General features: G+C 58.9%; 21 protein-coding genes and 1 pseudogene. 8 read left to right on the top strand and 14 right to left on the bottom strand.

Features of this window, described 5'->3' with window-relative positions; all coding sequences use genetic code 11:
• Positions 1 to 2: 2 nt before the first annotated feature.
• From POR16_RS27045 to POR16_RS10905, 5 genes and pseudogenes are all read left to right on the top strand, one after another.
• Positions 3 to 773, top strand: a pseudogene (locus POR16_RS27045) (nitrate- and nitrite sensing domain-containing protein); the annotation flags it as partial.
• Between the two features lie 537 nt (positions 774 to 1310).
• On the top strand, positions 1311 to 1940 hold the full coding sequence (locus POR16_RS27050) for a methyl-accepting chemotaxis protein (RefSeq protein WP_371906713.1): 630 nt from the start codon (positions 1311 to 1313) through the stop codon (positions 1938 to 1940).
• Positions 1941 to 2509: 569 nt separating this feature from the next.
• Positions 2510 to 2827, top strand: coding sequence for a hypothetical protein (locus POR16_RS10895; RefSeq protein WP_005893245.1), 318 nt, complete (start codon positions 2510 to 2512; stop codon positions 2825 to 2827).
• Between the two features lie 214 nt (positions 2828 to 3041).
• On the top strand, positions 3042 to 3560 hold the full coding sequence (locus POR16_RS10900; protein WP_005893244.1) for a chalcone isomerase family protein: 519 nt from the start codon (positions 3042 to 3044) through the stop codon (positions 3558 to 3560).
• 17 nt (positions 3561 to 3577) lie between these two features.
• The gene (locus POR16_RS10905; protein WP_024669115.1) at positions 3578 to 4111 is read left to right on the top strand and encodes a DUF3833 domain-containing protein; all 534 of its coding nucleotides are present in this window, start codon (positions 3578 to 3580) and stop codon (positions 4109 to 4111) included.
• A gap of 41 nt (positions 4112 to 4152) precedes the next feature.
• Here POR16_RS10905 and moaA read toward each other — a convergent pair whose 3' ends face one another.
• From moaA to POR16_RS10950, 9 genes are all read right to left on the bottom strand, one after another.
• On the bottom strand, positions 4153 to 5151 hold the full coding sequence (gene moaA / locus POR16_RS10910) for a GTP 3',8-cyclase MoaA (RefSeq protein ID WP_024689894.1): 999 nt from the start codon (positions 5149 to 5151) through the stop codon (positions 4153 to 4155).
• 261 nt (positions 5152 to 5412) lie between these two features.
• Complete coding sequence (locus tag POR16_RS10915; RefSeq protein ID WP_005893237.1) at positions 5413 to 6762, bottom strand: cation:proton antiporter; 1350 nt, start codon at positions 6760 to 6762, stop codon at positions 5413 to 5415.
• A gap of 149 nt (positions 6763 to 6911) precedes the next feature.
• On the bottom strand, positions 6912 to 7964 hold the full coding sequence (locus tag POR16_RS10920; RefSeq protein WP_005893236.1) for an ABC transporter substrate-binding protein: 1053 nt from the start codon (positions 7962 to 7964) through the stop codon (positions 6912 to 6914).
• A complete protein-coding gene (locus POR16_RS10925; RefSeq protein WP_122381276.1) occupies positions 7961 to 9136 on the bottom strand; it encodes an NAD(P)/FAD-dependent oxidoreductase in 1176 nt (391 codons plus the stop codon). Before POR16_RS10925 ends, POR16_RS10920 begins: the two co-directional genes overlap by 4 nt.
• Complete coding sequence (locus POR16_RS10930) at positions 9133 to 10509, bottom strand: FAD/NAD(P)-dependent oxidoreductase (RefSeq protein ID WP_122381275.1); 1377 nt, start codon at positions 10507 to 10509, stop codon at positions 9133 to 9135. The genes POR16_RS10925 and POR16_RS10930 overlap by 4 nt, the downstream gene beginning before the upstream one ends.
• Entirely contained in the window at positions 10506 to 10796 is a 291-nt protein-coding gene (locus POR16_RS10935) for a (2Fe-2S)-binding protein (RefSeq protein WP_005893233.1), read from the bottom strand. The genes POR16_RS10930 and POR16_RS10935 overlap by 4 nt, the downstream gene beginning before the upstream one ends.
• Before the next feature lie 17 nt (positions 10797 to 10813).
• A complete protein-coding gene (locus POR16_RS10940; RefSeq protein WP_005893231.1) occupies positions 10814 to 11608 on the bottom strand; it encodes an ABC transporter permease in 795 nt (264 codons plus the stop codon).
• Between the two features lie 3 nt (positions 11609 to 11611).
• Positions 11612 to 12484: an ABC transporter permease gene (locus POR16_RS10945; RefSeq protein ID WP_005893229.1), complete on the bottom strand. Its 873-nt coding sequence runs from the start codon at positions 12482 to 12484 to the stop codon at positions 11612 to 11614.
• The gene (locus POR16_RS10950) at positions 12481 to 13509 is read right to left on the bottom strand and encodes an ABC transporter ATP-binding protein (protein WP_024669123.1); all 1029 of its coding nucleotides are present in this window, start codon (positions 13507 to 13509) and stop codon (positions 12481 to 12483) included. Before POR16_RS10950 ends, POR16_RS10945 begins: the two co-directional genes overlap by 4 nt.
• 241 nt (positions 13510 to 13750) lie before the next feature.
• On the opposite strand from POR16_RS10950, the gene POR16_RS10955 reads away from it, so the two are divergent.
• Positions 13751 to 14590 (top strand): IclR family transcriptional regulator, encoded by an 840-nt coding sequence (locus POR16_RS10955; protein WP_042932571.1) that lies wholly within the window; start codon positions 13751 to 13753, stop codon positions 14588 to 14590.
• A 30-nt stretch (positions 14591 to 14620) separates the two neighbouring features.
• On the opposite strand, the gene POR16_RS10960 is transcribed toward POR16_RS10955, so the two are convergent.
• The 5 genes from POR16_RS10960 to POR16_RS10980 form a co-directional block, all read right to left on the bottom strand.
• Positions 14621 to 15583, bottom strand: coding sequence for a class I SAM-dependent methyltransferase (locus tag POR16_RS10960; RefSeq protein ID WP_005893223.1), 963 nt, complete (start codon positions 15581 to 15583; stop codon positions 14621 to 14623).
• A 65-nt stretch (positions 15584 to 15648) separates the two neighbouring features.
• Complete coding sequence (locus tag POR16_RS10965) at positions 15649 to 16353, bottom strand: YoaK family protein (protein ID WP_024669126.1); 705 nt, start codon at positions 16351 to 16353, stop codon at positions 15649 to 15651.
• A 51-nt stretch (positions 16354 to 16404) separates the two neighbouring features.
• A complete protein-coding gene (locus tag POR16_RS10970; protein WP_005893216.1) occupies positions 16405 to 16632 on the bottom strand; it encodes a hypothetical protein in 228 nt (75 codons plus the stop codon).
• 132 nt (positions 16633 to 16764) lie between these two features.
• Positions 16765 to 17106 carry an FKBP-type peptidyl-prolyl cis-trans isomerase gene (locus POR16_RS10975; RefSeq protein ID WP_005893213.1) on the bottom strand — a complete coding sequence of 114 codons (342 nt, stop codon included), beginning with the start codon at positions 17104 to 17106 and terminating at the stop codon, positions 16765 to 16767.
• A gap of 125 nt (positions 17107 to 17231) precedes the next feature.
• On the bottom strand, positions 17232 to 17513 hold the full coding sequence (locus POR16_RS10980; protein WP_005893212.1) for a hypothetical protein: 282 nt from the start codon (positions 17511 to 17513) through the stop codon (positions 17232 to 17234).
• 16 nt (positions 17514 to 17529) lie between these two features.
• On the opposite strand from POR16_RS10980, the gene POR16_RS10985 reads away from it, so the two are divergent.
• Together POR16_RS10985 and POR16_RS10990 are read left to right on the top strand one after the other, a co-directional pair.
• Positions 17530 to 17691: a hypothetical protein gene (locus tag POR16_RS10985; protein ID WP_005893210.1), complete on the top strand. Its 162-nt coding sequence runs from the start codon at positions 17530 to 17532 to the stop codon at positions 17689 to 17691.
• A gap of 469 nt (positions 17692 to 18160) precedes the next feature.
• The gene (locus POR16_RS10990) at positions 18161 to 19729 is read left to right on the top strand and encodes a TerC family protein (RefSeq protein ID WP_005893208.1); all 1569 of its coding nucleotides are present in this window, start codon (positions 18161 to 18163) and stop codon (positions 19727 to 19729) included.
• The last annotated feature ends 28 nt before the right edge of the window (positions 19730 to 19757 follow it).

The following is a 19757-nucleotide window of genomic DNA, read 5'->3' on the forward strand; positions in this document are numbered from 1 at the left end:
GTATGAAACTGCTGCTTATTCTAATCTTCCCACTGCTGGGTTTTCTGGCCTTTGCAGGTCTCTACGTCGCTGACAAAAGCGAGACGCTGGGTGACAACAGTCGCGCGGTTACTGCGACCAGCGTTGCCCGTACGCTGAGTGATGTGGTTACCACATTGCAGCGCGAACGCGGCGCCAGTGGCGTATTCCTGGGCAGCGGCGGCAAAACCATGCAGGACAAGCTGCGAAGCCTTCGTCAGGAAACCGACAAGGCCATGGTCGAAATGCGCGCGCAATCTACTGAAGGCCTTTCCGGAACGGAGAACGTGTCGCGTGCGCTGGATGACGTCATCGCACTGCGCCTGAAAGTCGATGCGCTGGCGATCAACAATACCGAGTCCGGTGCGCGCTTCACCGACATCATCAAAGTCTTGATCGGTTTTACTTACTCTCTCGAAGCCACGATTGAAGACCCGCAAATACTGCGTGCCCTGAGCTCCCTCAACCAATTCGTTGACATGAAAGAGCGCGCAGGTCGTGAACGTGTATTGCTGGGCCTGGCGTTCAACCAGAACCGTTTCGACGCGGCACTGTTATCACGCTTCAGTCGCAACCTGGGCGAGTTCTCCGGTTATTACGAAGCCTTTCAGCGTTGGTCCCCTGAAGTGTTCAAAACCAAATTGAACGCTGTTTTGCAGCAACCTGCTTCGCTGGAAGTCGCGCGTCTGCAGCGTCTGGGTTTTGATACGCCATTGGGCGACCCACTCAATGTAAAACCGGAAGACTGGTTCAACCTTGCAACGTCGCGTATCGACATGATGGCTCAGGTGGAAACCGAGTTGGGACAGACCGTCGTAAGCCTGGCCTCTGATGCGCGCAACGAGGCGGAGCGCAGCCTGTATGTGGCTATCGGGACGGTGGTCATGATGCTGATAGTCGTGCTCTGGCTGGCGTCGGTGATCATCCGCAACATCAAGATTGCAGTGGTGGACGTGAACCGCACGCTGGTTGCGCTCTCCACCCGCGACCTGACCGCAAGAACGCGTTATATCGGCAAAGACGAGTTTGGCGAGATCTCACGCAACCTGGACAACATGGCGCAACAGATCAGCGACGTCATTCGCGAGATCGGCAGCGCCACAGCGCAGGTTGCCACGGCGGCCGAACAGTCTTCGGCCGTCGCGCTGCAGACCAGCCAGAACGTGGCACAGCAACGTCAGGGCACTGATCAGGTGGCCACTGCCATCAGCCAGATGAGCTCGACGGTCAAGGACGTTGCACGCAGCACTACCGATGCGTCGGAAATGTCGCAACGGGTCAATGCCAGCACGATGCAGGGCAAGGCCGAAATCGAAAACACCATCAGCCTGATTCAAGGACTGTCGCTTCAGGCGCAGCAAACTTCGCAGATCATCGGCGAGCTCAAGGGCGAGAGCAACTCTATCTCCTCGGTCCTCGATGTGATCCGTGGCGTCGCCGACCAGACCAACCTGCTGGCGCTCAACGCGGCCATTGAGGCTGCACGTGCAGGCGAGCAAGGTCGCGGCTTTGCGGTAGTTGCGGACGAAGTGCGCAACCTGGCCAAGAAGACCCAAGACTCTACCGTCAGCATCCAGCAGATGATCGCCAACCTGCAATCGGGTTCCGAACGTGCCGCCGCTTCAATGCAGGAGACTCTGGGCAAAGCGCAGGAGGGCGCCAGCAACGTGGTGCGCGCCGGCGAGCTGCTGGAAGAAATTGCCGAAGGCATCGCCAGCATCAGCGACCGCAATATCCAGGTGGCCTCGGCCGCCGAGGAGCAAAGCCTGGTTGCCGAAGAAATCCATCGCAATGTCCACGACATCAACGCGCTGGTCATCCAGGTCAGCGCCGGTGCCGAGCAGACAGCCGTCACCAGCCGCGAACTGGCTCGATTGGCCGAGCAGCAACAAGGGTTGGTGGGGCGCTTCAAGGTGAGCTGATCACCAGGCGTCATGCATCTGTACAAAGGCCTGGAAGCGAAAGCTTTCAGGCCTTTTTGTTATTCGAATTCTGTATCGGTCTGCGACCACTCAGTCAGGATTCTGCGTAACTGCACATCCCTCATACAGCTATGTAGTGCTTTAAAATAATCACTACATAATCGTTGACGCATCTCCTTTACCCTTGCATCATGCAGCTGTCTCCCTGATCGGGAGCGCTGCAAATAGGTACTGAACGGGCTCGGCAAACCGTCGAGATGTTCCTGGATGCAGGCTGCCCACAAGGCAGATTGATGGAGCTGAACTGGCATTGTCGTCGATAAGGGCGAGAAGCTGGCGAAATGTCCTCATGATGCTTGTAACGGATCGATTGATGATCCTGGGCCGGATCTTTGGGTTTCGTGACTTCTTTTCTCTGCGCTGATGCTGTTGTGTAGCGGCTTTTCATCAGGGCTACCTGCATGTCCTTTAGGGCTGGAACCGTGTTCGACGAGTTTCGTCGATGAACGTCCGGCGCATGAACTTGATGCATCAACTATCGAACAGTCTGCGAGCGAAGGAGCGTCACCATGAATATCAACAATCAACCGACTATCGATGAGCTGGCTCGTCTGTTTGCCGCGCGCAAAGATACGCTGGACAACCACATCGTCTGGATCGCCGATTCAGGTGAAGTGCATGTCGACCCTATGTCGCCGTTCACGCAGGAAAGCGAGTTTCGCGATGCGCACCCGCACATGCGCACGGCACTGAAGATGTTCCGCCGCGGTCAGGGTTATGTCGGCAAGAAAGCCGCAGCTGACCGCACTTTTATGGAAAACACATTGCAGGCACTGAAAAGTGAATGGCTGAAGACCCGGCGGCACGCTCATTCTCAGGTGGCGTGATTTAAAGATGCTTTAAGTCTTGAGCCCTGAAGCCTGTTCCCGATCCTGATCGGGAGCAGGCTTTTTGGTTTTAAGTACCGAGAAGAACAATTGCCTTATCGGTTGTACAAAGTGATTTTGCTGGTATAGATTCCGGCAATGAGTCAGTGCATCTGACTTGTCTCATTCCCAGCCTGCCATCGAAGTTATGGCAGTGCCTATACAGAGGTTGCCGATGCGTGCACCACGGTGGTTATGGCTGGTTATCCTGCTCAGCGCAAACGCTTCGGCGGACTGGCATGAGGCATTGCCCAATGCTCAAGTGGTAGGCGGCGGTGACCTCAGTCTGTTCGGCTTTCGTATCTATACCGCCAGGCTTTTGAGCCCCTCCAAACCTTTTGTGGCAGATGCTCCACTGGCCCTTGAGCTCACCTACCATCGCGCCATTGATCGCGAAGATCTGGTTGATGCCAGCATCGATGAAATCAAGCGCATTTCCGGGCCGACGGTGACTGCCGGGCAACTGAGCGAGTGGCGCGAGCAAATGAATCAATCATTTGTCGACGTTCAGCCGGGCATGAAGATTACAGGCGTCTATCTGCCTGGGCGCGAGGCGCGTTTCTATGTCGGCGACAAGCTCCAGCATGTCGTGCCGGACGGCCAGTTTGCCAAGGCGTTCTTTTCCATCTGGCTTGACCCGAAAACCCGTAACCCCGAGCTTCGGGAACAGCTACTGGGCAGCAAAGGTTCATGATCGATTCTGGAGGGCTCATGCTCAGAAAATGGATGTTGATGGTTTGCCTCGGTCTTGGGCTGGGCGGTTGCGGCGGTGTGCCAGTCAGTCACTACAGCCAGGAAGCGCCCAAACTTGATTTGCGCGAGTACTTCACTGGGCGTGTCGAAGCCTGGGGGATGTTTCAGAAACGCTCAGGTGAAGTCGCCAAGCGCTTTACCGTCGTGATCAATGGCCACAGCGAGGGCGAAGTGCTGGTCATGCACGAAGCGTTCAGTTACAGCGACGGCACCAAACAAGTACGGGAATGGCGCTTGCGTCCCGACGGTCCGGGCCGCTGGAAGGGCACCGCAGGCGACGTGGTCGGGGAGGCGTCCGGCGAAGTGGCAGGCAACAGCTTTCACTGGAATTACGTGCTCAGACTGCCGGTGGACGGCACTGAATATGACGTCAGTCTGGATGACTGGATGTACCTGATCGATGAGCGGACGCTGGCTAACCGATCGTCGATGACCAAGCTGGGCGTCGAGGTCGGGCAGATCACGTTGTTCTTTCGCAAGCCCGAGAAGTAAGCAACGCCTTGCCGCAAGGCGTTGTGTGACCTGAACGGCGATCAACCGCCAGTCATGTTCATGAAGCGCACTACCTGGACGCCATCGTCGTGAGTGAAGTTGTGGCTCCAGGGCTTCAACTGCATGGCGTCGATGATGGCTTTCTCAAGTTTTTGCGGCTGACCGGGGTTCGCGCGCAGCACTGACTTCAAGTCCGCCGAGTGTTCATTGCCCAGGCACAGCAGCAAGCGGCCCTCTACGGTAAGCCGCACACGATTGCAGGTACCGCAGAAGTTGTGGCTGTGCGGAGAAATGAAACCAATACGAATGTTTGGCGCTTCGGCCAAGCGCCAGTAGCGCGAAGGCCCCTGAGTCGAATCGGTGGAGGGCACCAGCGTATAACGCTCGGCAATGCGCTCGCGGACCTGATCACTGGAGTAAAAGGATTCGGCGCGACTGTGCTCGCTGATGACACCCAAGGGCATTTCTTCAATGAACGAGATATCGAGGTTGCGATCAATGGCGAACGCCACCAGATCATTGATCTCGTCGTCGTTGCGCCCGTGCATTACCACGCAGTTGAGCTTGGTGTGTACAAAACCGGCGGCGTTGGCAGCGTCGATCCCGGCAATGACCTTGTACAGATCCCCGGTACGGGTCAGTTCGCGAAAACGTTGCGGGTCCAGGCTGTCCAGGCTGATGTTCAAGCGCGTGACGCCAGCCTTGAACAGCGGCTCGGCGAGTTTATCCAGCTGCGAGCCGTTAGTGGTCATGCACAGTTCGCGAAGGCCGGGCAGGGCGGCAATACGCTCACAAAGCCCAACCACGCCTGCGCGCACCAAAGGCTCACCACCGGTAAGACGGATTTTTCGGGTGCCCAGTGCGACGAAGCGCTCAGCTACCTGAAGTATTTCTTCCAGTGACAGAATCTGTTGTCGCGGCAGAAACGTCATCTCTTCGGCCATGCAGTACACGCAGCGGAAATCGCATCGGTCGGTGACCGACATGCGCAGATAATCGACTTTGCGTGCAAAGCGGTCCATCAAAACCGGTTCTGACATTTCACCTTCTAACTGTTTGATAGAACTGTATTCCGTTTGGAGGCCAGCGACTTACAGGGGTTCAGGTCTTTTGCAGACTGAGTGCTGTGTGGCGCTGGGGTACAGGCTGGCAGAGTGCCTCGATCAGTCTTCATAGTAGCTAGTGAGGACAGGGTTGCACAGGCTGGATATGTGTCACGCTAACCGAGACGAAATGCCGCAGTCCAATTGCTTGTTCCGATACGCCCATCGACCTGCTCTATTACCGCTGCCAGGGTTGCCTCATGTTTCAGGATTGGCCGAAGCGCTACGCTCGTAACGCTCCAGCAACGGCTGGATGCTGATGCCATGCAGCAAGATACTCAAGGCCACCACTGACAGCGTCATGCCGATCACAACATCCCCGACATCGTCCGCCAGGCCATGGGAAAGGGCAAAGCACAGGTAGTAAAGACTGCCGATGCCGCGAATGCCGAACCAGCCGACCAGTGCCTTCTGTTTCCGGTTGAGCAGACGTCGACTGATCAGCAGCCAGACACTGACCGGGCGGATGACGCAGAACAACGCCAGCCCCAGGCCAATGGCGCGCCAGTCCCAATAAGTGGCCAGCGCAGCGCCCAGCAAGGTGATCAGCAGTACCTCCATTGCGCGCTCCACCAGACTGCCGAACGCCAGCATATCGCCCATCATCACGCCGGCGGCCAATTGTGAATCGCTCAGGTCATCGGATTCGGCCACGGTGCCTTTTTCCAGTGATGCTGTCATGTGCCCGAGCACCGGCTGTGCCACGTGCTCTGAGGGCAGTTCCGAGCGGGTGACGCGCACTTCGGCCTGACGCAAGCCAAAGCCTGCGGCGAATACCGAGAGAAAACCAAAGGCTCCTACGCTTTGGGCAACTACATAAGCCAGCGCAATAAGCGCCAGGGCCAGGAAGTCGTTGGGGGAGGTGGTGCTGTCGGCATTCTTGATGCGCAGGAAAATCATCAGGTGGCCAACCCCTCGTCCCATGCCATAACCGATCAGAAGGCCAGCGGGTACTGCCCAGATCAGGTCCTTGATCAGCCAGTCCTGTACCCAGTTGGCCATCCCTCCGCCGGAAGTCAGATAGAGCAGCGCAAAAATAACGAATGGGAACGCGGTACCGTCGTTTAGCCCTGCCTCGCCCGACAAGCCGAAACGCAGGCGATCCTGATCTTGCGCACTGTTGACCTGCACCATCCCCGCCAGTACCGGGTCGGTGGGTGAAAGCATGGCGCCGAGCAATAAGGATATGGTCCAGTCGATACCGAAGATGTAATGAGCGGCAACACTTACCCCGGCGATCGTCGCCAGCATCACCGGCCCGGCCAGCCAATAAGCCGAGTGCCAGGCTTTGCCCTTTAACGGCAAGCGCAGCTTGATACCGGTACCGAATAGTGAAAACAGCACGGCCACTTCGGTCAGGCGCTCAAGCCATTCATGCGACGCCTTGAAGTCGAGATCGACAATATCGAGGCCCATCGGGCCGATGCTGAAACCGAACGCCAGACAGACTGCCGACGTTGTCACCGGCATCCAGCGCAAAAAGGAAGAGGTCAGTGCCAACAGCATCAATAAAACGCCGAGCACGCCCATGCAGACCAGAAAACTCATAGAGAAAGAACCACCGTTGAATGCGCCTTGAGAAGAGGGCGTAACGGTGGGACTGCCCTATGCGGTAATAAGTTGAAATAATTTGCCGAGCGGTTTGAAAACACTGCCGCTGGCCGCCAATGCGGGCATCCAGCGTGCAGGTGGTCGCGCTAGCGCTCGATACTACGGCTCCAGCGGGCGTTCCACTCGGGACGGATCTGATTGACCTGATCCCAGTCGATGGTCACAGCGGTTTCGAGGTATTTGTTCATGGCCTCGACCTGGCCTCGAGTCTTGTCGGTGGTGGGGGTCTTGGGGTTCGACGGGATCTGGTCACCGAACTCCAGTGCCGGCGCCTGAGCCTCGGGGGTGAGCAGATACGCTGCCAGTTTCTGCGCCAGTTCCGGCTGGTTGTTGTTGGCGATGGCACATTCGGCCACATTCAGCACGACGCCGCCTTCCTTGGGCGATGCGTACTCCACTGGCACGCCTTTGATCTTCAACGCGGTGACCTGAGTCGGGGTCAATGGAAACAGTGCGGCTTCATCGGTCTGCACCATTTCTGAGATTTTCGCCGAGCTGGCAATATATTCCAGCACATTCGGGCCGACTGTTTTCGGCCACGCCTTGAAGCCAGGCTCGACGTCTTTTTCACTGCCGCCCTGAATGCGGTTGAACATCAGAAAACCATGCAGCCCGAAGGTCGAGGAAGCCAGCGACTGGAACACGACCTTGTCCTTGAAGCGTTTGTCGGCCAGATCCATCCACGAGGTCGGCGCACTCCAGCCGTTTTCCTTGAACATGCGTGTGTTGTAGGCCAGGCCTGTCACGCCCAGGCTGACTGCCGCGGCCTGATCCTTGATTTTTGCCTTGGCTGGCAGGTCGGCGAGGCTGGCGCTCGGCTGCAAGGTGTCGCACAAACCCATGGAAATGGCCCGGTACATGATGCCGTCGTCAAGAAAGATCACGTGCATCTGCGGGTTGTCCTTGCTGGCCTGCACCTTGGCGAGGATATCGGCTGAGGTACCCGGCACGATCACGACCTTTACGTTATTGGCCTTCTCGAACGCGGGCAGTACCTGATCGGCATACAGGCGCTCCATGGTGCCGCCGTTCATGCCCAGATACAGCGTCGTCTCAGCCTGCGCAGGCATGGAAAACAGTGCGACGGCCAAGGTCAGGCTCGACAGACCGCTGGGGGCAAGATGTTTGATAAATTTCATAGTGACGACCTTCCTCTGTGCAATGGGATGACGTTCGTAACGGGTTCACGTTGAAGGGGGGATTGCTGAAAGCGGCCTATTGAAAAGGCCTCAAGCGAGATAGCCGAAGAGCCTTCGCAGACCCATTCGGCCAGTGCTTCGCCGGCTGCGGGGCCGATCTGAAAACCGGCTCCGGCAAAACCGAACCCGTGCAAAAGGCCAGGCTGAGTCAGGCTCGGCCCCAGCACAGGCTCGCGATCCGGCAGGTAGCCCTCGGTGCCGCTCCAGGTGCGAATGGCCTGGGCGCCGGCGAGTGGCGGGTAGAGTTCGACGGCGTCACGCAGAATGTCCAGCAGCGCAGCCTGGCCCGGTCTGGCGCGTGCAGGGTCAAGGGCGAAGCCCTGCCCACCGCCCAGCACGCAGTTACCGCGAGCTACTTGCCGGGCATAGATACCACCGCCCTCGACGCCTGTGCTGACGTCCATGAACATCGGCAGCGGCTCGGTCACCAGCATCGCCGGATGCCCTGAGTACATCGGCACAGGTTCGTTGAATTGCGCCGCCAGTTGTCCGCCCCAGGCGCCGGCGCAGTTAAGCAGCCAGGCAGCCCGCAGTGTCAGTCCATTGGCTGTTTTGACCGTGAAAGCACTGCTGGCATGGCTGACGTCAACCACTGTTGCCTGCTCAAACACCTGCGCGCCGGCCTGACACGCGGCGCGGGCAAACGCGGGCGATACCAGGCGCGGGTTGGCGTGGCCGTCCTCGGCACACAGCGACGCACCGACCGCTACGTCTCCCGCCCAGGGGTATCGCGCACGCAGTTGTTCTCGGTCGAGCAGTTGCAGGTCCAGGCCAAACCCTTGGCTGGCCTCGGCATAGGCACGCAAGGCATTCATGTCCTGTTCGCTGCGGGCCAGTTTGAGATGGCCAGAACGCTGGTATTCGCCGTCGGTGCCGATCAGGTCACCCAGGCTGCCCCAGATCTGGTGCGCTCGTTGTGACAGAGGCAATTGTGACAGCGGGCGACCTTGCCGCCTGACACCGCCATAGTTGACGCCACTGGAATGCGAGCCACAGAAATCGCGCTCCAGCAAAGCGACGCGCTGGCCTTTGCGAGCCAGCGCCAGAGCTGCTGACGCACCGACAATGCCGCCGCCGATGATAATCACGTCGGTTTCAATCAGTGTGCTCATGGCTGCGGCTCCACGATCAGGGTCTTTACGCCGAACGGCAGCGGCTTGATGGGCGCCTGGCCGCGCAGGCGACCGACCTGATCCACCGGGCGTCCGCTTTCGTGGGCGATCAGTTCGGCCGCCGCCAGCCCGCACATGCGGCCCTGGCAACGGCCCATACCGATCCGGCACATGGCCTTGACTCGATTGATCTCCCAATGGCCGTCCTGCACGGTGCTGCGGATAACTCCTGCGGTGACCTCTTCGCAGCGACAGATCAGTGTTTCATCCGGGACGTTCGCGGCCCATTGCTCCGGGAACGGAAACGCTGTTTCCAGTCCTTGGCGAAAGCGCTCGATGTGCTGCAGGACGGCCTGCAAATCACTCATCCGCAAGGCGTTCACGCTGACTCCGCTGTCTTGCAACAGGGCGAGTGCGGCAAGCTCTCCGGCCATCTCTGCGGCGTCTGCGCCCATGATTCCTGCGCCATCGCCTGCCAAGTACACGGTTGATACGCTGCTGCGCCCACAGTCATCGCGGGTGGGCAGCCAGGCGCGATTCAATGGGCTCCAGCCGAACTCGCAGCCCAGCAGGTCCGCCAGCTGGGTTTCGCTGCGCAGCGCGTGTGCGAACGCCACTGCATCACAACTCAACTGGCCGTATCGGCCATTGCGCTCCCAATGGACACCGCTCACGCGCTGCTCACCGTCGATGCGCGTGAGGTGCGCAGCTTGGTGCACCGGGATGCCCCGTGCGGTCAGCCAAGCCCGGTAATAAAGCCCCTTGGCGAGCGTCGCTGGCTGGCCGAGCAATGCCGGCAGTGCCTTGCACTGGGCCGAGAACGGCGCACTGTCCAGCACCGCTACGACGTTTGCACCCGCCTTCGCGTACTGATAGGCCACCAGGTACAGCAGCGGTCCGCTGCCACAGAACACCACCCGCTCGCCAATGGCGCAGCCCTGATATTTGAGGGCGACCTGAGCGGCGCCCAGGCTGTAGACGCCGGGCAGTGTCCAGCCGGGTACGGGCAGCACCCGGTCGGTGGCCCCGGTGGCGACGATCAGTCGGGTGAAGTCGAGAGTTGATGCCGAGCCGTCCTGCAAAGTGTCGAGCCGATTGTCTTCGGCGTTCCAGACCAGCGTCCGTGGTCGGTAGTCGATCTGCGCTGCCAGTGCATCGAGCGTCTGATGGACAGCAAGCGCTTTGCCGCTCTCGAAGCCGTAAAGCGCTTTGGCCGAACGCTTGAAATTTTCCGGCTGGCGACGATAGATCTGACCGCCGCCGCGCAGGCTTTCATCGATCAGGCAGGCTTTTATGCCGTGGGCCAGAAGGGTCTGTGCGGCGCGAATGCCTGCCGGGCCGGCACCGATAATGGCAATCTTGTGATTGCTCACAGGCGCCGCCCCGGTTCGCGAATCACTGCATGGCCGGCCTCCAGTAACGTCGAGCAGGCGCGCACTCGCTGGCCGTCACCCAGCCTGACCCAGCAATCCTGACAGGCCCCCATCATGCAGAACCCGGCGCGCGGCTCAGCGCTGAAATCGCTGCCGCGCAGGTGCTCGCTGGTGGTCAGGATCGCCGTCAGCAGCGTATCGCCGAACAGACCGCTGGCGGGTTGGCCATCGAGCGTGAAAGAGAGTGCCGGGCGGTCGCGTTCGACCAGTCTTTTCAGCAGTGCCATGACGTCAGAGCTCCGGATTAATGTTTGCCGACCAGCACGCGATCCAGTCCATAGACCCGATCGAGCAGGATCATGGTGGCCGCAGTCAGGGCGATGACCAGTGCCGACACGGCGGCCATCATCGGATCGATGGATTCAGTGGCGTACACGTACATGCGCACCGGCAGGGTCTGGGTGGCGGGCGAGGTGACGAAGATCGACAGCGTGACCTCATCGAAGCTGTTGATGAATGCCAGCAGCCAGCCGCCCGCCACGCCGGGCAGGATCATCGGCAGGGTGATTTGCCGAAACAGTGTGAAACGACCTGCGCCCAATGACTCGGCGGCGTGTTCGGCGCTGCGGTCGATGCCGATGGCCGCAGCCAGTACCAGGCGCAACACATAGGGCGTGATCACCAGCACATGGGCGAAGATCAGCCAGGTGAAACTGCCGTTCACGCCCATCAGGGCAAACAGGCGCAACATGGCCACACCCAGCACCAGATGCGGAATGATGATCGGCGACAGGAACAGTACGTTGAAAAAATTGCGGCCTGGGAATGTGTGCCGGGTAATTGCCAGGGCGGCGGGCACCGCGATCAGTGTTGCCAGGGTTGCCGACACGAACGCCAGAATCACGCTGCTGTAGAACGAGTCAATGAAGTCTGCGCGTTCGAACACTGCCTTGAACCAGCGCAGCGAAAAATTGGTAGTAGGCAGGCTCAGCGTGTTTTCCGGAGTAAATGCGACCATGCATACCACGACCAGCGGGGCCATCATGAAGATCACTACCAGTGCATGAAATGACAGGGACAAAGGACCGTTCTTGGACATGGATCATTCCCCCAGAGTTTTTTTGTAACGGCCTTCGATCATGCGGTTCCACGACAGCATCACCAGCAGATTGACCAGCAGCAGCGCCACGGCCAGAGTCGCGCCCATCGGCCAGTTCAGCTCCGAAAGGTATTGGTCGTAAATCACTGTGGCGACCATCTTCAGGCGCCGTCCGCCGAGCAGTCCGGGAATGGCGAATGAGCTGGCGGCCAGGCCGAACACAATCAGCGAGCCGGACAGCACACCGGGCATGACTTGCGGCAGGACGATCAGGCGCATCACTTTCGCCTGACTGGCGCCCAGCGACAGCGCGGCCTGCTCGGCGGTGGGGTCCAGCTTCTGCAGCGAAGTCCAGACCGGAATGATCATGAACGGCAACATCACATGCACCAGCGCGATGATCACCGCGAAAGGGGTGTACAGCAGCTTCACCGGGCGACCGCCCATGAACTGGATGGCCTGATTGATCAAGCCGTCGGCTCCCAGCAGCAGGCTCCAGCCAAAGGCCCGCACCACTACTGAAATCAGCAATGGCGTGAGGATCAGAATCAGGAAAATCGAGCGCCACGGCGTGCCCATGCGGCTCAGAATGTAGGCTTCCGGCACGCCGATCAGTACGCACAACAGGGTTACCAGTGCACTGATCCAGAAGGTGCGCAGGAAGATTTCATAGAAGTACGAATCGGTGACTACGGCCACATAGTTGTCCAAGGTGTAGCTGTCGCTTTTCACCCCCACCTGATAGTCGAACACGTTGAACGACAGCAGCAGGGTGAGACCCAGCGGCAGCACCAGCAAGCCGATGTACAGCGCCAGTGCAGGCGCCGACAGCCAGTAACCGCGACCGCCCTGACGCATCTCGGTCATCAGGCTCATGCGCGCACCTCATCGGCGTCCAGTACGCGCAGCAACTCGGTTGGCCAGTCCATACCGACTGTAGCGCCTTCCTCCAGCGGGGCCTGGCCGTCATTGCGGCGGACCACGGTGATCTCGCCAATGTCGGTCTGGAGGCGATACAGCCACTGGCTGCCGAGGAAGTAGCGCGTGACGATTCGCCCTGAAAGACGACCACTGCCTGATGCAACCAGGTCAATTTTCTCGGGACGCAAGCTCAGGGTCAGCGCACCGTCGCCAGGCAGCAGGCGAATCTGTGGGCAGCCGCTGCTGTCCAGGTCGCCAGGCAGCATATTGGCCTTGCCCACAAAGCCCGAAATGAAGCGCGTGCGAGGGTGTTCGTACAGCTTGTACGGCTCGTCGATCTGGGTAATGCGTCCGGCCTGCATGACCACCACCCGATCACTGATCGACAGGGCTTCTGCCTGATCGTGAGTCACCATCAGCGTGGTAATGCCCACTTCGTTCTGAATACGGCGGATTTCGAACTGCATTTCTTCGCGCAGGTTGGCGTCCAGGTTGGACAACGGCTCGTCGAGCAGCAGCACCGGCGGCTCGATCACCAGCGCCCTGGCGAGCGCAACCCGCTGCCGCTGGCCGCCGGACAGTTCACGTGGATAGCGCTCCGCGTGCTGATCGAGACGCACCAGTTGCAGCACCTTGCTGACCCGCGTCTGGAGGTCTGCTTCAGGCACCTTGCGCATACGCAGGCCGAACGCCACGTTGTTGGCCACTGTCATGTGCGGGAACAGCGCGTAGCTCTGGAATACCACGCCCAGGCCACGGCTGCTGGGTTTGGCGTGGGTTATGTCGCGGCCGTCGAGCACGATGCGTCCGTCACTCACTTCAACGAAGCCGGCGATCATTTGCAGGGTGGTGGTTTTGCCGCACCCGGAAGGGCCGAGCAACGAGACGAACTCGCCCTTGTCCACCGCCAGGTGAGTGGCAACCACGGCGTCTATGGAACCGTAACGTTTGGAGAGACCTTCCAGCTGCAGAAATGCCATGCCTGCTTCCACCTTTATGCGTGCGTGCCGTGGCACGCGTTTGTCATGGGCAGATGCGAAATGAAGTCATGCAATTCTGTGGACGTTGGCGCTCGCTCTGAGTCGGCTACCGATGATTGTTCAAATCGCCCCTGTGGACTGAGAGTAGGGCGAAGGCTAGGATGCGCTCAACAAGGAATTTCACTGAATAACATATTTATTCGGATTAATTCATCAGGTGGAAAATAAGCGAGATATTTTCATGAATAATTCCACTGATAGGAATAGCGTGCTTGCAGAAGTCGGTGTGGGCGCTGTTTCACGACTGTTTGCCGTACTGCGTTGCCTGGGTGACTGTGACGAAGGCGGCGAGCGGGTCACCCAACTGGCCAGGCGCGTCGGGCTGTCACAGCCCACCACCCATCGCTTGTTGCGCAGCCTGATGGATGAGGGCATGGTCGAGCAGGACCTGCTCAGCAAGCGCTACCGTTTGAGCATCGAGTTCTTTGCGCTGGCGGCGCGTGCTGGCAATACAGGCAACCTGCGCGATGTTGTGCGGCCGAGCCTGTTGCGTCTGTCGGCATCGTTGGGAGACTCGTTGTTCCTGCTCGCGCGCAGTGGTTTTGATGCGATCTGCCTGGACCGCAGCGAAGGCCCATACCCGATTCGCACCTTTACCGGCGACATTGGCGGTCGTGTCGCACTGGGTGTGGGGCAGGGCAGCCTGGCCATTCTTGCGTTTCTGCCAGAAGACGAGCGAGAAACGGTAATTGCCTACAACCTGCCACGACTCAAAGACTTCCACTTGTACGACGAAGTGTTTCTGCGCTCTGAGGTCGACAACGTACGGCGTCTCGGCTACGCGGGCCGCAACACCGGCGCGCTGCCGGGCATGGCGGGGCTGGCGGTGCCGATTCTAGACCGCAGCGGACGCGCGGTGGCGGCACTCAGCGTGGCGACGATCAGCGACCGTTTAGGGCCTGACCGTCTTTCGACCGTGGTAGAGCTGCTCAAGCGCGAAGCGACGACGATCAGCGCGAAGATCAACCCGTTCGACCCGTCGCTGCGCCGGCCGAGTCAGGTATTCGGGCAGGCGGAATAAGCTGCAGACCGGGAAGCGCTTCAGTAACCGTTACGCCCATCCTGTCCGGCTCAAGCCTTCAGCTTTGAATACCAGAGCTTTGAGCCCGCCATCGACGCGGTCGTCCGGGAACTCCGGAGGGTTCTCCAGGCGCTCCTGAAAGCGCAGGCAGGGGGCTTCGACCGCCGTGTGCTCGATCAGAAATTCCGGGCCTGTCGCAGGGTCGTTCATGCAGGCAAGTACCAAACCGTCTTCTTCCAGCAATTCCGGCAAGCGACGCAATACCCGCTGGTAGTCCTTGTCGAGCATGAAGCTGCCTTTCTGAAAGGAAGGCGGGTCGATGATGATCAGGTCGTAAGGCCCCGAGCGCGTCACCTTGGCCCATGACTTGAACAGGTCATGCCCCAGAAACGTCACTCGGCCCAGATCGTGATCGTTAAGCCGATGGTTCTCGCGCCCGCGATTCAGTGCCGCGCGCGCCATGTCCAGATTCACCACGTGGTCCGCACCACCGGCGAGGGCGGCGACCGAAAAGCCGCAGGTGTAGGCGAACAGATTCAGGATGCGCTTGCCCTTGGCCTGGGCCCGCACCCAGTCCCGCCCGTAGCGCATGTCCAGAAACAGGCCGCTATTCTGCTTTTTGCCGAAATCGACCTTGTAGCGCAAGCCATTCTCAGTGATCACCCATTCGTCCACCACCTCGCCAGTCAGCCATTGTGTGGTGCTCTGCGGCAGATAGCGGTGCTGCAACAACAGGGTGTGAGCCTGGCTTTGCTGCCACTGAAGTGTGTCGATCAGCCCGGTCAGCACGTGCGTGAGTGCTTCCAGCTCGCCCGGTTGCGGCTCCTTGAACACGCAGACCAGCACCACGCCCTGCATCCAGTCCACGGTGATGTGCTCCAGCCCCGGCCACACGCGGCCACGTCCGTGGAACAGGCGGCGGGTTTCATCGGGAACGTCGCTCAGGGCGTTGAGCAGGTGCTGTTGCAGGATGCTTAATGCTTCAGGGGTCATGACAGCGGTCGGTTATGAAAGGCGCCGTATGGTAAACGTATTTCAGCGAATGGGAATCTCGGCCTTCAGCGAGGCATGTATCGGCGCTGCCAGCGGTGGGGGATGCTCAATGACACCAGCCCCAGTAGCGCGGACAGGCTGCCACTGACGAGCAAGGCATCAAGACCGAGACGCTGTTCAAGGATTGCGCCGATCACCGCGCCGATGAACATGCCGGCCCAGGGTATTAACTGAATGCGCCAGCCATCCCGGCGCTCCCCGAGCATCCAGCGGCCCAGACCGCGACCGAAGCGTGACAGTGCGCCTGTTACGTAGGTCAGCCCGACCGGTAGCCCGTTGACTTGCTCGACAGCGGCGTTAAGCATGCCCATCGCCAGAATTGCCCAGACCAGGGCCAGGATGTTGCTTTCCAGCGGCCAGGCGGCGGCAGCACACAACAGCGTGGCAATACTCAACAATAAAGGCAGCGCGCGCCGACCCCCCAGCCGCGCAACGACGACACCCAGCGCATTGCCAACGATGAAGGTGAAGATCGCGAGGCTTAGACGTGCTGTCACGTTCAGGTCGCCGTCACTGATAGCGACTGCGAGGCGTGTGGTGTTGCCGCTCATGAACGAGACAAAATCGCCGGTCGCCATGAAGCCGATGGCATCGGTCATACCCGCCAGCACCGAAAGGCTGGCAGCCAGCGTCATGCCGACCCGGCCACGCCATTTCTGCATGTGCAGGTGCCTTGAACTGGCGCTGACGTTGGCGGGCGATGGCAGCATCAAAGAACCTCTGTACCGGCGCAAATGTTGCTGGCGGACGCCTTCAGCTGCTTATAGCGGCTTGGCGCGTACGATTCTTTTCGCCCTCACTTCATCAGCGTAAGCCTTGAGCTGATCAGCGTCGCTGTAAAGTCGATTGACCATCTGCAGAATGGCCGTGACATCGACATCTTTCATTTGCGAAGCGAGCTTGAGGATTTCTTCTGCCGTACTTTCGAGATTCGTTGCGGTGCCTTTCAAGTGCTTTTTCAGCTCTTGAGTCGACTTATTGAGCGCCATACGTGTTCCTGTGGGAAAACCTGAATTCCATGCCCGGAGCATGGCTTTTTCCGCGATAACAAGCAATCGGGCTTATGCGTAGTCAATGATATCGGCGTCGTTTCAGTAAGGTTAAGCCCTCAGGACAGGTAATCAATCGTCGCGGGTCAGCACTTCCAGTAGCTCTATCTCGAAAGTCAGGTCGGAACCGGGTGGTAAGTGCGCGCCCATAACTCTGTCGCCGTAGGCGAGATGCGCTGGCACAAACAATTTACGCTTTCCGCCCACCTTCATGCCCTTCAGGCCCACGTCCCAACCCTTGATGACGCGCCCTGTGCCAATCACGCACTGGAATGGCTTGCCGCGCTGATGCGAAGAGTCGAACACCGTGCCGTCGTTCAGGGTTCCGGTGTAATGAGTGGTGATCAGCGCGCCTTTGACCACTTCCTTGCCGTCGCCGAGTTGCAGGTCGGTTACCTGTAAGTCATTGCTCATTGCTGGTTATCCAGTGAGTGTTTGTCTCGGGGTGGCGTTCTCGCAGAAATTGCAGTCTGTGGCAAGCCACCAGAACGAAAACGGGGAAGCATTTGCTTCCCCGTCCGGATGTCACACTGGGCTGCTCAGAGGTTCTGCGAACTGACGATCATGGCCTGAGCGATGTTTTCTTTCTGCGCTTGGGTGAAGCCGTCCCAGATGTTGGTCTTGGCGTAGTAACCGAGGCCTGCCAGGCAGTACAGGCTCAGGGTCAGAACAATGGCAATCGAAACAAAGGTCCAGCGGCCTTCATCGTCGTTCTCCCGCGTGAAGCTACGAGAGTAGTTGTCTTCTGCGCTACGGAACAGCAGGGCGGAAGACAGGCGTTTGAACCACTGGAACAGATGAACGACAACTATACGCAGCATGGGGATATCACCTCAAATGTTGAAAAAACGGCTTGCTGTGATGCCGGAAGCGGCACCGGATGCAAAAGCTGAAAACGAAAAAAGCCCGTCTATGACGGGCTTTCTTTTTATGGTTCTGATCAGGCGAGCAGTGAATGGCGAGGTTGGACAATTCGCAAAAGACACAGCGTCTGCCTGACGCTATGGAAACATTTTAAAACAAATGGCCTGCACCATCTACCCGTGAGCAGCCGTTGTCAGACAACTGGTCGTGCCTGGAGGTGTGACAAAACGTCGCTCTGGGCCTTTATGTCAGTATCTAGGCAGGTACTGAATGGTCAAGTCTTGTAATACTTCTCCAGCGTACGAAACATCTGTGTGTATTGTACGATCAGCGCCCGTATTGATTTTCAGGACTGTATGAATACCCTTCAGGAGCCTCCGAGTTGTCCTCCTTTCATTGCTCATGGTTGGCCGGTGATTTCCTTCTTACCGAGCAGGCCGCCCCATCCCGATACTGAGTTATCCAGCCTTCTGAACTGTTTTGATTCCGGCAGGGCCTCGCGTCCTGACGCTGCAAAGCTGTGTCTGAAAGTTCGCGATCGCGTCTGGTCTACAGTAACCAACGCCACTCTCTGTCATTTTTCTCGTGAGGCTGCATAACTACCATGGAATGGATCGCTGATCCCACGGCATGGCTTGGCCTGCTGACGCTTATCGTGCTTGAACTGGTGCTGGGTATCGACAACCTGGTGTTCATCGCCATCCTTGCCGATAAACTGCCCCCTGAACAACGCGACAAGGCGCGCGTCATTGGTCTTTCTCTGGCGTTGATCATGCGCCTCGGCCTGCTGGCGAGCATCTCCTGGATGGTGACGCTGACCGAGCCGTTGTTCGAGGTCTTCGACAAAAGCTTCTCCGGGCGTGACCTGATCATGCTGTTTGGTGGCGTGTTCCTGTTGTTCAAGGCCACCATGGAACTGCACGAACGGTTGGAAGGCCACGTTGCCCAGCGCGCCGGTAACGCGGGCTACGCGTTGTTCTGGCCCATCGTCGCGCAGATCGTGGTGCTTGACGCCGTGTTCTCGCTGGATGCCGTGATCACCGCGGTCGGTATGGTCGAACACTTGTCGGTGATGATGATCGCTGTGATCTTCTCCATCGGCCTGATGATGATTGCCAGCAAACCCCTGACCAAATTCGTCAACAGTCGCCCGACGGTGATCATGCTGTGTCTGGGCTTCCTGATGATGATCGGCTTCAGCCTGACTGCCGAAGGCCTGGGTTTCCATATTCCCAAAGGCTATCTGTACGCGGCGATCGGCTTCTCGATCCTCATCGAAGTGTTCAATCAGATCGCTCGCAAGCGCAGCAAGAAGTCTGCGCATGGTCACTTGCCACGTCGTGAGCGTGCCGCTCATGCGGTAATGCGTTTGCTGGGCGGCCGCAGGCTCGAGCCTGGCGATGTCGATGAGGAAATCACCGACATCCTTGAGGGCGAAAGCACCGAGCCGGTATTCGATCGGCGTGAGCGGGTCATGATCAGCGGCGTGCTGCAGCTGGCGGAGCGGCAGATTCGTACGGTGATGACGCCAAGGGCCGAGATCGACTACATCGACCTGAACGACGATGCCGAGAAGATTCGCCTGAATCTGATGCACTCTTCATACTCGCGACTGCCATTGATTGGCGAGGGCGGCATCGACGAGCCATTGGGTTTTGTACACAAGAAAGAACTGTTCAAGGAGTTGCTGGCCGGTAATCAGCCTGACCTGAAACTGGTGTCACGCAAGGCCATCAATCTGCTTGAAAGCTTCACCATCCTCAATGCCCTGGAACAGATGCGCAAGGAGTCGACCCACATTGCGTTTGTGGTCAACGAGTTCGGTGACTTTATCGGCGTGCTCAGCATGACCGACATTCTGGAGTCCATTGCTGGCCAGTTGCCTGACGCCAGTGAAGTGGAAGGCCCGGACATCGTTGCGCAGGGTGAGGACTTCGTGGTCTCCGGTGCCTTGAACCTGAGCCTGATTCGCGAGCGGACCGGTTTTCAGGCCAAGGCGACCGACGACTATCAGACCTTGGCCGGGCTGGTAATGAGCCTGCTGGACCGTCTGCCCTCTACGGGCGACAGCCTGACCTGGCAGGGCTGGGACCTGAAAGTGGTGGGCGTGGAGGAGCGTCGAGTGACGCGGGTATTGCTGCAGAAGCAGCCCGAGGTGAGCTCTGGTAAATAAGCGCTGAGCAGTACCGAAACGGGGCCGC

This window comes from Pseudomonas coronafaciens pv. oryzae str. 1_6 (assembly GCF_000156995.2).
Taxonomy (GTDB): domain Bacteria; phylum Pseudomonadota; class Gammaproteobacteria; order Pseudomonadales; family Pseudomonadaceae; genus Aquipseudomonas; species Aquipseudomonas tremae.

Bases quoted from the DNA above. Each gene is read 5' to 3' on its own strand.
- POR16_RS27050 (WP_371906713.1), top strand. From the start codon at position 1,311: ATGCAGGGCAAGGCCGAAATCGAAAACACCATCAGCCTGATTCAAGGA.
- POR16_RS10895 (WP_005893245.1), top strand. From the start codon at position 2,510: ATGAATATCAACAATCAACCGACTATCGATGAGCTGGCTCGTCTGTTT.
- POR16_RS10900 (WP_005893244.1), top strand. From the start codon at position 3,042: ATGCGTGCACCACGGTGGTTATGGCTGGTTATCCTGCTCAGCGCAAAC.
- POR16_RS10905 (WP_024669115.1), top strand. From the start codon at position 3,578: ATGCTCAGAAAATGGATGTTGATGGTTTGCCTCGGTCTTGGGCTGGGC.
- moaA (WP_024689894.1), bottom strand. From the start codon at position 5,151: ATGTCAGAACCGGTTTTGATGGACCGCTTTGCACGCAAAGTCGATTAT.
- POR16_RS10915 (WP_005893237.1), bottom strand. From the start codon at position 6,762: ATGAGTTTTCTGGTCTGCATGGGCGTGCTCGGCGTTTTATTGATGCTG.
- POR16_RS10920 (WP_005893236.1), bottom strand. From the start codon at position 7,964: ATGAAATTTATCAAACATCTTGCCCCCAGCGGTCTGTCGAGCCTGACC.
- POR16_RS10925 (WP_122381276.1), bottom strand. From the start codon at position 9,136: ATGAGCACACTGATTGAAACCGACGTGATTATCATCGGCGGCGGCATT.
- POR16_RS10935 (WP_005893233.1), bottom strand. From the start codon at position 10,796: ATGGCACTGCTGAAAAGACTGGTCGAACGCGACCGCCCGGCACTCTCT.
- POR16_RS10940 (WP_005893231.1), bottom strand. From the start codon at position 11,608: ATGTCCAAGAACGGTCCTTTGTCCCTGTCATTTCATGCACTGGTAGTG.
- POR16_RS10945 (WP_005893229.1), bottom strand. From the start codon at position 12,484: ATGAGCCTGATGACCGAGATGCGTCAGGGCGGTCGCGGTTACTGGCTG.
- POR16_RS10950 (WP_024669123.1), bottom strand. From the start codon at position 13,509: ATGGCATTTCTGCAGCTGGAAGGTCTCTCCAAACGTTACGGTTCCATA.
- POR16_RS10955 (WP_042932571.1), top strand. From the start codon at position 13,751: ATGAATAATTCCACTGATAGGAATAGCGTGCTTGCAGAAGTCGGTGTG.
- POR16_RS10960 (WP_005893223.1), bottom strand. From the start codon at position 15,583: ATGACCCCTGAAGCATTAAGCATCCTGCAACAGCACCTGCTCAACGCC.
- POR16_RS10965 (WP_024669126.1), bottom strand. From the start codon at position 16,353: ATGCTGCCATCGCCCGCCAACGTCAGCGCCAGTTCAAGGCACCTGCAC.
- POR16_RS10970 (WP_005893216.1), bottom strand. From the start codon at position 16,632: ATGGCGCTCAATAAGTCGACTCAAGAGCTGAAAAAGCACTTGAAAGGC.
- POR16_RS10975 (WP_005893213.1), bottom strand. From the start codon at position 17,106: ATGAGCAATGACTTACAGGTAACCGACCTGCAACTCGGCGACGGCAAG.
- POR16_RS10980 (WP_005893212.1), bottom strand. From the start codon at position 17,513: ATGCTGCGTATAGTTGTCGTTCATCTGTTCCAGTGGTTCAAACGCCTG.
- POR16_RS10985 (WP_005893210.1), top strand. From the start codon at position 17,530: ATGTTGAAAAAACGGCTTGCTGTGATGCCGGAAGCGGCACCGGATGCA.
- POR16_RS10990 (WP_005893208.1), top strand. From the start codon at position 18,161: ATGGAATGGATCGCTGATCCCACGGCATGGCTTGGCCTGCTGACGCTT.